Source organism: Streptomyces sp. EDA2-14, from assembly GCF_054963755.1.
In genome coordinates this window covers 111,351-125,548 of sequence record NZ_JBUEGE010000023.1, presented here as the reverse complement: position 1 = coordinate 125,548, position 14,198 = coordinate 111,351, and the positions used below count along the sequence as shown (strand labels likewise).

At 72.2% G+C, this 14,198-nt stretch carries 11 protein-coding genes; 5 read left to right on the top strand and 6 right to left on the bottom strand.

The window, feature by feature from the left end:
* Positions 1-176: 176 nt before the first annotated feature.
* Both ACY34M_RS36440 and ACY34M_RS36435 read left to right on the top strand, forming a co-directional pair.
* Complete coding sequence (locus ACY34M_RS36440) at positions 177-578, top strand: hypothetical protein (RefSeq protein ID WP_462722634.1); 402 nt, start codon at positions 177-179, stop codon at positions 576-578.
* 288 nt (positions 579-866) lie between these two features.
* Positions 867-1,172 (top strand): hypothetical protein, encoded by a 306-nt coding sequence (locus ACY34M_RS36435; RefSeq protein WP_462722635.1) that lies wholly within the window; start codon positions 867-869, stop codon positions 1,170-1,172.
* Positions 1,173-1,264: 92 nt separating this feature from the next.
* On the opposite strand, the gene ACY34M_RS36430 is transcribed toward ACY34M_RS36435, so the two are convergent.
* The 3 genes from ACY34M_RS36430 to ACY34M_RS36420 all read right to left on the bottom strand — a co-directional run bounded on the left by ACY34M_RS36430 (position 1,265) and on the right by ACY34M_RS36420 (position 7,121).
* A complete protein-coding gene (locus ACY34M_RS36430) occupies positions 1,265-2,707 on the bottom strand; it encodes an aldehyde dehydrogenase family protein (protein ID WP_462722636.1) in 1,443 nt (480 codons plus the stop codon).
* 193 nt (positions 2,708-2,900) lie between these two features.
* Complete coding sequence (locus tag ACY34M_RS36425) at positions 2,901-4,547, bottom strand: PucR family transcriptional regulator (protein WP_462722637.1); 1,647 nt, start codon at positions 4,545-4,547, stop codon at positions 2,901-2,903.
* Between the two features lie 198 nt (positions 4,548-4,745).
* Positions 4,746-7,121, bottom strand: a complete 2,376-nt coding sequence (locus ACY34M_RS36420; RefSeq protein ID WP_462722638.1) for an ATP/GTP-binding protein — start codon at positions 7,119-7,121, stop codon at positions 4,746-4,748.
* A 330-nt stretch (positions 7,122-7,451) separates the two neighbouring features.
* Between ACY34M_RS36420 and gabT the strand changes: the two genes are divergently transcribed.
* Together gabT and ACY34M_RS36410 are read left to right on the top strand one after the other, a co-directional pair.
* Positions 7,452-8,786, top strand: coding sequence for a 4-aminobutyrate--2-oxoglutarate transaminase (gene gabT, locus ACY34M_RS36415; protein WP_426900346.1), 1,335 nt, complete (start codon positions 7,452-7,454; stop codon positions 8,784-8,786).
* Between the two features lie 594 nt (positions 8,787-9,380).
* Positions 9,381-9,824, top strand: coding sequence for a phosphatase PAP2 family protein (locus tag ACY34M_RS36410; protein ID WP_462722639.1), 444 nt, complete (start codon positions 9,381-9,383; stop codon positions 9,822-9,824).
* On the opposite strand, the gene ACY34M_RS36405 is transcribed toward ACY34M_RS36410, so the two are convergent.
* Both ACY34M_RS36405 and ACY34M_RS36400 read right to left on the bottom strand, forming a co-directional pair.
* On the bottom strand, positions 9,778-11,625 hold the full coding sequence (locus tag ACY34M_RS36405; RefSeq protein ID WP_462722640.1) for a chitinase: 1,848 nt from the start codon (positions 11,623-11,625) through the stop codon (positions 9,778-9,780). The genes ACY34M_RS36410 and ACY34M_RS36405 overlap by 47 nt on opposite strands.
* A 124-nt stretch (positions 11,626-11,749) precedes the next feature.
* Positions 11,750-12,208: a hypothetical protein gene (locus tag ACY34M_RS36400; RefSeq protein WP_462722641.1), complete on the bottom strand. Its 459-nt coding sequence runs from the start codon at positions 12,206-12,208 to the stop codon at positions 11,750-11,752.
* 168 nt (positions 12,209-12,376) lie between these two features.
* Here ACY34M_RS36400 and ACY34M_RS36395 point away from each other — a divergent pair, with 168 nt between their 5' ends.
* Positions 12,377-12,757 carry a nuclear transport factor 2 family protein gene (locus ACY34M_RS36395; protein ID WP_462722642.1) on the top strand — a complete coding sequence of 127 codons (381 nt, stop codon included), beginning with the start codon at positions 12,377-12,379 and terminating at the stop codon, positions 12,755-12,757.
* A 15-nt stretch (positions 12,758-12,772) separates the two neighbouring features.
* Here ACY34M_RS36395 and ACY34M_RS36390 read toward each other — a convergent pair whose 3' ends face one another.
* On the bottom strand, positions 12,773-14,191 hold the full coding sequence (locus ACY34M_RS36390) for an NAD(P)/FAD-dependent oxidoreductase (protein WP_462722643.1): 1,419 nt from the start codon (positions 14,189-14,191) through the stop codon (positions 12,773-12,775).
* Positions 14,192-14,198: the final 7 nt, after the last annotated feature.

Here is a 14,198-nt window from a genome sequence, read left to right as displayed (position 1 = left end):
ACCCCTCGCGCAGGAGTGGGGCGACCACTTTGCCGGTCCGCATTCCTGCTCCATACATCAATGGACGCGGAATGGACTGAATGCATGAATGGCAGTGACTTTCACCTCGAATTCGGGGTTCCGGCAGGTCGACCACTGCAAAATGCAGCCGTCACCCCCTCTGAATTGGAGCACTAATGATCCGGAAGGTTCTGGCCGGCGCCGCGCTCGCGACCGCCGCCACCGCCGCCACCGTGAGCGCCGCCGGCGTGGCCTCCGCCACCACGGGCGGTCCCGAGGCCGAGAACATGACGACGAGCGCGCACGACATGAACCAGGCCGCGCGCGTCGCCTACGGCGAGACGGTCAGCGGCACGGGCAACGGTTCCTCCGAATTCGCCACCGACAACGGCGACGTCGCCATCGCCGGCGACCCGGGCGGTGTCGCCAACGCCTACGGCGCCCCGTTCGCCAACGTCGACCTGCGCTGCGCCGTCCCCGCAGCCCAGGGCGTCGGCGGCAACGTGCTCGGCGGCCCGGTCACCACCTGCAACAACGCGCCGGTCGACCAGTTCGACGCCCCCGAGCGCATTCTCTGACCCTTCATCAGGGAGCGGTTCCCCCACCGCGCGACAGAGCAGCGCCCTCCCGGGGCCGTGTCCACTCCTTCACGGCCCCGGGAGGGCGCCCCTTTCCCTTTTCGCCATTCACGCAAAAAGGGTGCCTTTTACAGTTGATGGCGGAACGGGAATGGGGCACTGAATGGGATGGCGTAGCGAATGGGGCCGCCCGAATGAAACCCGGTGACTTTCACCCGGATTCCCGGTTCTCCCGGTGACGGTCGCGCCCGCGGCCGTCATTTCTCCCCCTCTCATTTGGAGCAGAAGATGATCCGGAGAATTCTGACCGGTGCCGCGCTCGTGGCGGCGGCCGCCGCCTCGGCCGTCGGTGGTGCGGGCACGGCCGCGGCCGACGGCGGCTCCGAGGAGTTCGCCACCCGCAACGGGGACGTGGCCATCGCCGGCGACCCGGGCGGCATCCTCAACAGCTACGGCGCGCCGTTCGTCAACGTCGACCTGCGCTGCGCCGTCCCCGCGCCCCAGGGCGTCGGCGGCAACGTGCTGGGCGGTCCGGTCGCGGCCTGCACCAACGAGCCGGTCGACCAGTTCGACGCCGCCGAGCGCATCGTCTGAGCACAAGCGACGGCCCGAACCCCCGCACAGTGGGTTCGGGCCGTCGTGTCCGGCGCGCGGATCAGGCACGCGCCGGTGTCTGGGGACGCGTACTACAGGGCGAGGCCCGTCAGCACGAGGACGCGCTCGTACGTGTAGTCGTCCATGGCGAACTTGACGCCCTCACGGCCGACGCCGGACTGCTTGGCACCGCCGTACGGCATCTGGTCGGCGCGGTAGGACGGGGCGTCGCCGATGACCACGCCGCCGACCTCGAGCGCGCGGTGGGCGCGGAACGCGGTCTGGAGGTCGTGCGTGAACACACCCGCCTGGAGGCCGTACTTGGAGTCGTTGACGGCGGCGAAGGCCTCGGCCTCGCCGTCCACCTTCTTGACCGTGAGAACCGGTCCGAAGACCTCCTCGCAGGCGATCGTGACGTCGGCCGGGACCTCGGCGAGGACGGTCGGGGCGTAGGTGGCGCCCTCGCGCTTGCCGCCCGCGAGGAGCTTCGCGCCCGCGTTCACGGCCTCGTCGACCCACGACTCCACGCGCTTCGCCGCGTCCTCGCTGACCAGCGGGCCGACGTCGGTGGCGTCGTCCGCCGGGTCGCCGGTGACCTGCGCCTCGACGGCCGCGACGATCTTCGGGAGCAGCCGGTCGTACACGGCGGCGTCGGCGATGACGCGCTGCACCGAGATGCAGGACTGGCCGCCCTGGTAGTTGGAGAAGGTGGCGATGCGGCTCGCCGCCCAGTCCAGGTCGGCCTCGGAGGCGTAGTCGGCGAGGACGACGGCCGCGCCGTTGCCGCCCAGCTCCAGCGTGCAGTGCTTGCGCGGCACGCTGTCCATGATCGCGTAGCCGACCGGGCCCGAGCCGGTGAACGAGATGACCGGGAGGCGCTCGTCCTGGACCAGGGCGGGCATGCGGTCGTTCGGGACCGTGAGGACCGACCAGGAACCGGCCGGGAGGTCGGTCTCCGCGAGCAGCTCGCCGAGGATCAGCGAGGAGATCGGGGTCGCCGGGGCCGGCTTGAGGATGATCGGGGCGCCGACCGCGATGGCCGGGGCGACCTTGTGGGCGCTCAGGTTCAGCGGGAAGTTGAACGGGGCGATGCCGAGGACGACGCCCTTGGGGATGCGGCGGGTGATCGCCATACGCCCCGTGCCGCCCGCGTCCGTGTCGAGACGCTGGGCCTCACCGCTGTTCCAGCGGCGGGCCTCCTCGGCGGAGAAGCGGAACACGGAGACGGCGCGGCCGACCTCGCCGCGGGCCCACTTGATCGGCTTGCCGTTCTCGGCGGAGATCAGCTGGGCGATCTCCTCGGTGCGCTCGACCAGGCGGTCCGCCACGTGGTTCAGGGCCTTGGCCCGTACGTGGGCGGGGGTCGCGGCGAACTCGTCGACCACGGCGTGGGCGGCGGCGACGGCCTCCTCCACCTGGGCCTCGGTGGGCTCGGCGACGGTGCCGACGAGGCGGCCGTCGTAGGAGTTGTGGACGTCGAACGTCGTGTCACCGGTGGCCTGGCGGCCGGCCAGCCAGAAGGCGTGAGTGGTCATGGGTACGTGTACCGGCCTCTCCGTGGTGGGTGGGGTGTGTGACCACGGTAGAGCGGGCGCGGGACCGGGCGTTTTGGACGCGGTGGAGTATTCGTGGGTGGCGATCTGCCTTATTGGAGCACCGCACCGGTGTGACGGACCCGGGGCTCCACCCCGGACCCCGCTCCTCAATCGCCGGAGGGGCTTGAGTTGCCTACGTCCCCGTCGCCTTCAGGGCCAGCCACAGCTCCATGCGGACGTCCGGGTCGTCCAGGGAGCGGCCCAGGATCTCCTCGACCCGCCGCATCCGATAGCGGAGCGTATGGCGGTGGACGCCCAGGTCCGCTGCCGCCGCGTCCCACTGACCGTGGCGGGAGAGCCACGCCTTGAGGGAACGGACGAGGTCGCCGCGGCCCGTCGCGTCGTGGTCGCGGAGCGCGCGCAGGAGGCCGTCCGCGAAGGCCAGGACCGCGTCGTCGCCGAGCAGCGGCAGGACCGAGCCCGCCGCCACGTCCTCGTGCTCGACGAGGATGCGGCCGCGTCTGCGCGCCACGGAGAGCGCCTGCTCGGCCTGTTTGTACGCGGTGACCGCCGCGATCGGTCCGGCCGGCGCGGAGAAGCCGATGACGAGTTCGTCCTCGGACGAGCCCTCGCCGCGCGTGGCCTCCAGGGCCTCCGCGTACTGGAGGCAGGCCTCCGCCGCCGCCCCGCCGTCCACGGCGAGCAGCACGAGGCGCTGGCCGTCCGGCACCACCAGCAGCGCCTCGCCGGAGCGCGCGGCCGCGGACTCGACGACGTCGGCGAGGACCGGCAGGGGGCCCGCGCCGGGGCCGCCCGCCCCGGTCACCGCCTCCGCGAGCAGCGCCGCCGTCCCGTTCTGCTGGACGACGGCCGACAGCGCCACCCCGTTCTGCGGCGGCGCCGCGGCGTCCGCGATCACCATCCGGAACGGCGCGTCGAGCAGCGCCCCGTACAGATCGCCCGCGACGGCCCGCGCGTGGTCGGGCTCCCCCGCGAGCAGCATCCGCAGGACGGCCGCGCCGATCCGCTGCTCGGCCGCGTACAGCGCCCGTGAGCGTTCGGTGGTGAGGGTCAGCAGGGCGATCGCGGAGTGCAGGGCGTAGCGCTCGGCCGTGCCGAGGGTCGCGGCGGTGCCCACCGCGAGGGCGGCGCGGGGCCGTCTGCCGGTGCCGATGGAGTGCAGTTCGACCCGGTCGTCGGAGCCGCTCTCCACGACCGCGCTGGCCGGTGCGGGCCGGTCCCGCAGCCGCTCGACCTCGCCGGTCAGCCGGGCGGCGCGGCGGACCGCCCAGTCCGGGGCGGTGGCGACGACGGCGCCGGACGCGTCGTACAGCGCGGCCCACCCGTCGACCTGGGCCGCGAGCACGGCGAGCACCCCTTCGGGCCCGCCGTTCAACGCCTGCTTCGTCAGTTCGCGCTGCGCCGCGAAACCGGAGGTGACGGCCTTGTACTGCTCGGCGGCGATCGCGGCGGACACGGCCTTGCTGATCGCGATGAACGGGGTGCGCGGCGGCACCGAGAGCAGCGGCAGGCCCTCGTTCTGCGCCGCCTTCACGAGGGCCTCGGGAACGTCGTCGTAGTTGACGCCGACGGCGAAGCCGAGGCCGACGACGCCCGCCTCCACGAGCCGCTTCACGTAGCGGCGCATGGCGTCGGGGTCCTCCGCGTCCAGCTTGAGCGCGGTGATCAGGAGGAGTTCGCCGCCCTCCATGTACGGGACGGGGTCGGCGAGTTCGCTCACGTGCGCCCAGCGGACGGGGGTGTCCAGATGCTGCTCGCCCGCGCGCACGCCGAGCTTGAGCGCCGAGTGGTGGACGAGCGAGGCGAGCGTGGGCGGCATGGGCCAGGCCTTCGGGTGAGCGGGGTGTACACGGGGGCAGGGCGTACAGGCGGATCTTGTGAAGCTTTTGGCCGGTCCGTATGAACGACCAGTGTCGATTCTGCCTCACCGTACGTACTGCTGGGGCCCTGCCCCCAAGAAGCTCAGCCGGCCTTCAGGCGAATTCACGCGTTTCTCAGCGCCTCGGCCCCACCGGTTTCAGCCCCGCAGGTCCACGAGCAGCGGCGGAGCGTGCTCACCGCGCACGGTGGTGAGGGAGAGCACCGCGTGCCCCGGCGGAACCGCGTGCGCCAGATCGGAGGCCGACCAGCGCTCGCGCTCCACCTTGCGCACCGTGACGGCGTCCGTGGTGACGGCCTTCCCGGTCACCATCCTGCGCGCCTTGTGCAGGGCGCGGGTCAGCGGCTGCTGCGCGAACACCGCGTGCTGCGCGACCTCCTCCGTCTCCACCCACTCGGTGCCCCAGGCCTCGGCGAAGCGCCGCCCGTCCCACGTCGTGACCCCGGCGAACGCCATGCGGCAGCCGACCGCCGCGTACAGCGGGCCCTGCAGGGGCTCGGCGACCTCGCCGATGGTGCGCAGGCCGAGCACCACTCCGGCGTGCGCGGACCGCAGCCGCTGGATGCCGCGGACCGTCTCGGGGGTCACCGTGCGCGCCGCGTCGTCGAGGACCAGGCACGCGAAGTGGGAGCGCTGCCCCCGGCCGCGTACGACGGCCGTGAACTGGGCGAGCAGCAGTCGGGCGAGCAGCCGGGACGCCTCTTCGTGGCCCTGCTCGGGCAGGTCGACGCGGACCCGCAGCGGGTGGTGCGCGAGGGCCCGTACGGAGAACGGGCGGGCGGCGGCCGGGTCGAAGAAGCCGGAGAAGACCGGACGGTCGAGCAGGGCCAGGCGGTCGGCGAGCATCGGCCCCGGATCGCTCGCGGTGCCGAACTGGCGCTGCCGCGCGTCGAGTTCGCGGCGCATCGCGGAGTCCGCGAGCAGGCGCCCCTTGAGGTCGTCGAAGGCCTCCGGCCCGCCCTCCAGGAGTTCGCGCAGCACCGGCACGGCGGGGAACGCGCCGTGCGCGCTGCGGTAGGGGCCGAGGAGCTGGGCGAGCGCGGTGGCGGCGCGCCGGGTGTCGACGGTCTCCAGGTCGCCGACCAGGCCCTCGGCGAGGAAGGCCGCGGCCTCGTCCGCGTCGGTGGCGTCCGCGTACAGGTCGAGGTCGTGCACCGACGCCCGGTCGCCCGGCCGGACCACCACGTCGTACGCGTCGTCGGGGCCGAGCGGGGTGCCCGCCGCGCACACGGCGAGGACGGCGCACTGGCCGGTGAGCGCCTGGAGGGCCAGGGACTCGACCACGGGGCGGACGACCCCCGCCGTCTTGCCCGCGCCGGGCGGGCCCACCGCGAGGAGCGAGGTGCCGAGCAGGTTCGGGTCGAGGGCGACGCCCGCGCCGCGCAGCACGTACGGATTGCGCTCGTCGCGCGCGTAGGAGCCGATCCGCACCTGGCCGACGAGCAGGTCGTGCGCCGCCGCGCGGGTCGGCAGGTCACGCTGGCCCGAGGGGTGCGCCCAGGCACCCGCGCCCTGCTTGAGCACGGTCTTGGCGAAGGCGGCCGGATCGGCGGTGTGCCGCCAGGCGTGGGTGACGCGGGCGCAGTCGACGTCGTTCATGCGGCCGCCCGCCACCTCCGCGGTGAGCACGTCGGCGGCCTGGTCCTGGCCCGCCTCCCGCAGCTGCGCCCAGTTGGCGCGCGCGGGTTGGGCGGCGGGGCGGTCCGGCGTCCGGGGCGCGTCCTTCTTGCGGCGCGCGGTCCAGACGTCGAGCCAGCCGCCGATCCGGGCGAACGGCCACAGGACCGCCGCCGTGATCAGGGCGTACAGCAGGTAGGCGAGGACCGGGACCTCGAAGAAGCCGTAGCCGCCCGTGACGAGGACGACGAGGGAGAGGACCGGGTCGGCGATCGGCAGCGGCCGCCAGGAGAGGCCGAGCGCGTCCGGCCACACGAAGACGAGCACGCCCACGGCGGCGACCGCGGACACGATCGCGCGGGCGGGCTGCGGACGCCGCACGACGAAGTGCTGGATGCCCTCTCCCCAGGCCCCGAACCGCCCCACCAGGAAGGCGAGCAGAGCGAACGCCACGCCTTCGTAGACGACGAGCGCGTCCCACGCCTTCGAGGTCGGTTCGCGTGGCCTGGTCGTGCCGGGCCACCACCAGTCGTCCGGCGTGAAGATCTTGAGCGGGGCCCACTGGTAGGGCAGCGTGCCGCGCCGCCACAGGCTCCACAGGAGCACGCCGACCAGGAACGACAACGCCATCCACGTCAGCAGCTTGCGCCCGATCGCGGCCGTGTCCTGCTCGGGGGGCCGGGGCACGTACTCGTACCGCCAGACCCCCGGCTGGGCCTTGGGGCGGCGCGCGGCGAGCCATTCGGCCACTGATCCGCGGGCCGCCGGGGGCGCCTGCCGGGGCATCGGCGGGGCCGTGGGGCGGGGCGGCTGTGCGGGGCGCGGCACGGATGCGGCGGCCTGCCGTTCACCGCCGCCCGCGCCCTGCGTCTCCTGCGTGCCGCCGTCGCTGTCCATGCCGTGGCCCCCTGCCCTGCCTGACCGGCCCGACCTGCCGGTCCGTCCGTGCCGTGTGCGTCGATCGCGCCTCAATCTAATGCCCGGCCGCGGGGAGTTCACCGCTTACGCGCCCCACGGTCCGGCACCCGTACGGGTCCGGTTCGGAGCCCGCACCGGATCCACACCTGTCCAAGACGGACAACACGCGACCCCGATCTCGCCCCGATGGAGCATGACCGGTCCGCTTCCCCGCCCATAACCTGCGAGAAACCCCCCGAAAGCAGCCCCGGCGAATTCGACACCGAAACCGGGAGCCGGATCCGGCCCACCAGAAATAAGGAGCCCCGCATGAGCGACATCCCGCAGGAGCGCCGCGTCGTCACCGCCATCCCCGGCCCGAAGTCGCAGGAGCTGCAGGCCCGCCGCACCGCGGTCGTCGCCGCAGGCGTGGGCTCCACGCTGCCCGTCTTCACCGCCAAGGTGGACCGCGGCATCATCGAGGACGTCGACGGCAACCGCCTCATCGACTTCGGTTCCGGTATCGCCGTGACCTCCGTCGGCGCCTCCGCCGAGGCCGTGGTCCGCCGCGCCTCCGCCCAGCTGCAGGACTTCACCCACACCTGCTTCATGGTCACGCCGTACGAGAGCTACGTCGCGGTCGCCGAGGCGCTCGCCGAGCTGACGCCGGGCGACCACGAGAAGAAGAGCGCGCTCTTCAACTCCGGCGCCGAGGCCGTCGAGAACGCCGTCAAGATCGCCCGCGCCTACACCAAGCGCCAGGCGGTCGTCGTCTTCGACCACGGCTACCACGGCCGCACCAACCTGACGATGGCGCTGACGGCGAAGAACATGCCGTACAAGCACGGCTTCGGCCCGTTCGCCCCCGAGGTCTACCGCGCCCCGCTGGCGTACGGCTACCGCTGGCCGACCGGCGAGGAGAACGCCGGTCCGGAGGCCGCCAAGCAGGCCATCGACCAGATCTCGAAGCAGGTCGGCGCGGACAACGTCGCCGCGATCATCATCGAGCCGGTGCTCGGCGAGGGCGGCTTCATCGAGCCGGCCAAGGGCTTCCTCCCGGCGATCCGCCAGTTCGCCGCCGACAACGGCATCGTCTTCGTCGCGGACGAGATCCAGTCCGGCTTCTGCCGCACCGGCCAGTGGTTCGCCTGTGAGGACGAGGGCATCGTCCCGGACCTCATCACGACCGCCAAGGGCATCGCGGGCGGCCTCCCGCTCGCCGCCGTCACCGGCAAGGCCGAGATCATGGACGCCGCGCACGCGGGCGGCCTCGGCGGCACCTACGGCGGCAACCCGGTGGCCTGCGCCGGTGCGCTCGGCGCCATCGAGACGATGAAGGAGCTCGACCTCAACGCCAAGGCGAAGGAGATCGAGACGACGATGAAGTCGCGCCTGTCGGCGATGCAGGAGAAGTTCCCGGTCATCGGCGACATCCGCGGCCGCGGCGGCATGATCGCCGTCGAGCTGGTCAAGGACCCGGCCACCAAGGAGCCGAACCCGGAGGCCACCGCCGCGCTCGCCAAGGCCTGCCACGCCGAGGGCCTGCTCGTCCTCACCTGTGGCACGTACGGCAACGTACTGCGCTTCCTGCCGCCGCTGGTCATCGGCCAGGACCTGCTGAACGAGGGTCTCGACATCATCGAGAACGCGTTCGCCGCGCTCTGAGAAATACCCTGAGAAACGCCGCGAGAGCCGTTCGGAACACCGTTCCGGACGGCTCTCCCGCATCAGGAGCCACACCGCCCGATCGTGAGGACGGAACCCGCGTCACTTCCGTGACCTGCGTCGACAGTCGGGGCGTGTGAAGAAGGTGTGCGGGGCCCATGGCAGCTTGGCCAACCGGGTGTCGCGTCCGGATCCCCTGCCGTACGGTTTCTGCAGATGAGAGAAACACCCCGCTCGCAGGAGACTGCGGGTGATACCGGGTCGAGGCCTCCCCAGCTTCGCCCTGGTCGTGCCCTCGCGCACACCCCCGGAGCTTCCGGCTCCGGAACTCCTCACCGGTCGGACGGCCGCCCGCCCCAAACCCCCCGGGGCGCGCGGAACTCCGGCCAGTTCGGCCGGTTCGGAACTACCCCCCCTGTTCCGGACCGGCCGAACATTTTTCTCGTCCTCTTCTCCGCTCTCCTCTTCGCCGCGCTCACGTGGCAGGTCGTCGCCGACGGCCCCCTCCTCGCGTACGACGAGCGGCTCGGCAACGCGATCCGCACCAGCGCGATCCCCTCGGGCCCCGCCGAATTCTTCGCGGACCTCGGCAACATGTCCGTCGCCCTCCCGGTCCTCGCGGTCACCCTCGCGTACGTCACGTGGCGCACCCGCGAGTGGCTCCCCGTGGTCATCGCGGTCGTGACGATGTGCCTGGTCCCGGCGCTGGTGGCCCCGCTCCAGTCCCTCGTCGACCGGCCGGGCCCGCCGCCCATGGCACCGGAGACCGGCTTCTACCCCTCGGGCCACGCGGCGACGGCGGCGGTCGCGTACGGACTGTGCGTGCTGCTGCTGCGCGCAGTCCACGCACGACGCGAAGCGGCCTACGGCTGCGTCCTGGTGAACGCGGCCGTAGGCCTCGGGCTCGTGCGGCAGGGCTATCACTGGCCGGCCGACGCGCTCGGCAGCTGGTGTCTTTCGGTGCTGCTGCTGTGCGCGGCCGCGTACGCGATCAGCCGAAGTAGGCGTCGAAGTTCTTCTGGAACGCCCAGTTGTTGAAGCGGTCCCAGTTCACCGACCACGTCATCAGGCCGCGCAGTGCGGGCCAGGTGCCGTGGGTCGTGTACGCGCCGCAGTTGGTCTTCTTGGTGAGGCAGTCGAGGGCCTTGTTCGTCTCCGCCGGGGAGACGTAACCGTTGCCCGCCTGGGTGGAGGCCGGCATGCCGATCGCGACCTGGTCGGGGCGCAGCGGCGGGAAGACGTTGTTCGCGTCGCCCGCGACCGGGAAGCCGGTGAGCAGCATGTCGGTCATGGCGATGTGGAAGTCGGCGCCGCCCATGGAGTGGTACTGGTTGTCGAGGCCCATGATCGAGCCGGAGTTGTAGTCCTGCACGTGCAGCAGCGTGAGGTCGTCGCGCAGTGCGTGGATGACCGGGAGGTACGCGCCCGCGCGCGGGTCCTGGCCGCCCCATTTGCCGGTGCCGTAGTACTGGTAGCCGAGCTGGACGAAGAACGTCTCGGGGGCCATGGTCAGGACGAACTTGTCGCCGTACTTGGCCTTGAGGGTCTTCACCGCCGAGATCAGGTTCACGATCACCGGGGTCTTCGGGTTCTTGAAGTCGGTGTCGTCGGCGTTGAGGGAGAGGGAGTGGCCCTCGAAGTCGATGTCGAGGCCGTCGAGACCGTACTCGTCGATGATCTTCGAGACGGAGGAGACGAAGGTGTCGCGGGCAGCCGCCGTGGTGAGCTGGACCTGGCCGTTCTGGCCGCCGATGGAGATCAGGACCTTCTTGCCCGCGGCCTGCTTGGCCTTGACGGCGGCCTTGAATTCGGCGTCGGACTCGACGCCCGGGCACTCGGCGGCCGGGCAGCGGTCGAAGCGGATGTCGCCCGAGGTCGTCGAGGTGGGTTCGCCGAAGGCGAGGTCGATGACGTCCCAGCTGTCGGGGACGTCGGCGAGGCGGGTGTAGCCGGCGCCGTTGGCGAAGCTGGCGTGGAGGTAGCCGACGAGGGCGTGCGCCGGGAGGTCCGAGGAGCCGGAGCCGCCGGGGCCTTCGGCCGTCGTCGCGGTGACGGTCGCCGACTTGGCGGACTCGCCTGCGTCGTTCAGGGCGGCGACCTGGAAGCTGTACGCGGTGGCGGGAGTCAGGCCGGTGGCGGTGGCGGACGTGCCGCTCACGGTCTGGGACTTGGTGCCGTTGCGGTAGATCGCGTAGCTCGTGGCTCCGGGCACGGCCGACCAGGACAGGCCGACGCTCGTGGCGGTGACGGTGCCGGTCTTGAGGCCGGTGGGCGCGGCGGGCGGGACCGGGGCCTCGGTGCCGGGGCCGAGCAGGGTGAGGTCGTCGACGGTGTAGGCGGGGCTGCCGTACCAGCCGTGCGTGTAGATCGTGACCTTGGTGGTGCCCGGGCCGGTGCGGAAGGTGGTCTTGAGCTGCTGCCAGTCGGACGCCGAAGGGGTCCAGGTCGACACGTCCGTGGTGCCGGTGCCGCTCGCACCGAGGTAGACGTAGCTGCCGCGGACGTAGCCGGACAGGGTGTACGTGGAGTCGGGCTTGACCGTGACGGACTGCGCGCACTGGGCGTTGTCGGCGCCGGACGGGGTGGCCTGGAGCGCCGAAGTGCCGCTGTGGACGGGTGAGGTGACGGTCTTTCCGGAGCCCGCTGTGCAGGTCCAGCCGTCCGTGCCGGATTCGAATCCGCCGTTGCGGGCGAGATCGACGTCGGCGGCGCTCGCGGTGGTGGACACGGCGGCGAGGCCGGTCGCGGCGAGTGCGGCGGCGGTGAGGCTCGTCAGGAGCCTGCGGGGTGCACGGAATTCTCGGGATCTGCGGGGTCTACGGGGTCTGGAGCGGGTCATGGCTGCCTCCGGGCATGGCGGGGAAACGAGCGCTGGGGCGCGCCCAACTTGGTCCAGACCAATGGAGTTGTCAAGGGTTCGGACCTCAACCGCTCCCGGCCTCTCCCCGGCCCTTCGGGTCCGGCTACTCGTCGGGTTCTCTTGCCAGTTGGGCCGCAGCCTCGTGCATCGCGAGTTCCAGGAGCGCCGGATCGGTGAGCGTGCCCGAGCCGTCCGGCGCCACCAGCCAGCGCACGCCGCCCGCGAGCCGGCCCGGATACGGCACCACGATCCAGGTGCCGCGCCCCACGGCGCGCACCCCGGTGGCGAGCCACCGGGCGGCCGTACCCGCGGGCACGAAAAAGCCCATGCGCGCGGCTCCGAAGTCCGCGAGCACGGGCCCTGGCCGGTCGATCACCCGGCGCAGCACGTCGAGCGTCGGATAACCCAGCTCCCCCGGCAGGATCAGCACGTCCCACCGTTCGCCCGCGGGCAGCAGCGCCACCCCGTGCGGATTGCGTTCCCACTCCCAGCGGCAGGCGTCCGGATCCGGTGCCACGGACACCAGCCACTCGACGGCTGCCTTGTCCCCAGGGCCAGTCATGACGGGGGCCTCCTCGTTCGGTTCGACGCTGATCGTCACGAACGAGAGGGGGCAGGGCGCCGAGCATTACGCGACTTCGGCCACCCGAAGGCAGTGAATTTCCGCGGCGGTGTGCGACCACGGCGTACGCCGGGTGGTCAGTGGCGGGCGCACTCGTACGCTCCAGCCATGACAGACGACGAGAACGCCCAGATCCAGGCCGCGATCGACGCCGAGCTGCGGCTGCTCGCCCCCGCCGTGCGGGCCTCCGACACGGCCGTGACGGCGCTGCTCGACCCGGAGTTCGTGGAGTTCGGCGCGTCCGGGCGGCGTTGGGGCCGGGAGTCGATCCTGGAGGTGACCGGCTCGGAGCCGGCGGAGCCGGGTCCCCCGGTGCGGGTCACGGGGATGCGGGGCACGCTGCTCGCGCCCGGCGTGGTGCATCTGACGTTCCACACGGACGACGACGGCCGCCGCGCCCACCGCAGCTCGGTGTGGCGCCGCCACCCGGAGGCCGGGTGGCGGCTGTACTTCCATCAGGGGACGCTCACGCAGGACGAGAGCGCCTAGAACCGTCCGGCGGGACTAGCTGTCGAAGCCGAGGCCGACCGCGTCCATCGCCTTCAGCCACAGGTTGCGACGGCCGCCGTTCTCGTCGGCGCGCGCCAGCGACCACTTGGTGAGGGCGATGCCGGTGGAGGCGAACGGCTCGGGCGGGAACGGGAGCGGCTTCTTGCGCACCATTTCCAACTCGGTACGCTCCGTGCGCTCCCCCGACAGCAGGTCGAGCATCACGTCAGCGCCGAAGCGCGTCGCACCGACACCGAGGCCCGTGTACCCGGCGGCGTACGCCACCCGGCCCGCGTGCGCCGTGCCGAAGAACGCGGAGAAGCGGGAGCAGGTGTCGATGGCGCCGCCCCAGGCGTGCGTGAAGCGCAGGCCCTCCAACTGCGGGAAGCACGTGAAGAAGTGGCCCGCGAGCTTCGCGTACGTCTCCGGGCGGTGGTCGTGCTCGGCCCGCACCCGGCCGCCGTACGGGTAGATCGCGTCGTAGCCGCCCCACAGGATCCGGTTGTCCGCGGAGAGCCGGAAGTAGTGGAACTGGTTGGCCGAGTCGCCGAGGCCCTGCCGGTTCTTCCAGCCGACCGCCGCCAGTTGGTCGGCGGAGAGCGGCTCCGTCATCAGCGCGTAGTCGTACACCGGGACCGTGTACGCGCGCGTGCGCTTGACCAGCGAGGGGAACACGTTCGTGGCGAGTGCGGCGTGCCGGGCGAAGACCCGGCCGTACGGAGTGCGGACCGCGACCCCGGCGCCGTTCGAGGCCAGGTCCGTGGCCGGCGTGTTCTCGTAGACGCGTACGCCGAGGTCGACGCAGGCCTGCTTCAGACCCCACGCCAGCTTCGCCGGGTGCAGCATGGCGACGCCGCGGCGGTCGTACATCGCTCCGAGGAAGGTGGGCGAGTCGACCTGTTCGCGGGTCTCGTCCGCGTCGAGGAGCTCGATGCCGTCCGCGAGTCCCGCCTCACTCAACTCCTGGTGGAACTCGCGGAGTTCGGCGACCTGGTGCGGCTGGGTCGCCACGTCCAGCTCGCCGGTGCGCTCGAAGTCGCAGTCGATGGAGTAGCGGGCGACCGCCGCCTCGATGGCGTCGAGGTTGGCGGCGCCCAGCTCCTCCAGCTTCTCGATCTCCTTCGGCCAGCGGGCGAGCCCGTTGGCCGTGCCGTGCGTGAGGGAGGCGGCGCAGAAGCCGCCGTTGCGCCCCGAGGCGGCCCAGCCGATCTCGCGGCCCTCGACGAGGACCACGTCCCGGCCGGGATCACGCTCCTTGGCGATGAGCGCGGTCCACAGTCCGCTGTAGCCGCCGCCGACGACCAGGAGGTCGCAGGTCTCGTCGCCGGTCAGGGCGGGGCGGGCATCCGGGCGGCCGGGGTCGTCGAGCCAGTAGGCGACCGGCTTGGCGTCCGCGAGTGAATTCGTCCAGCTATTCATGGCGCGTGCGGCCATGATTCCA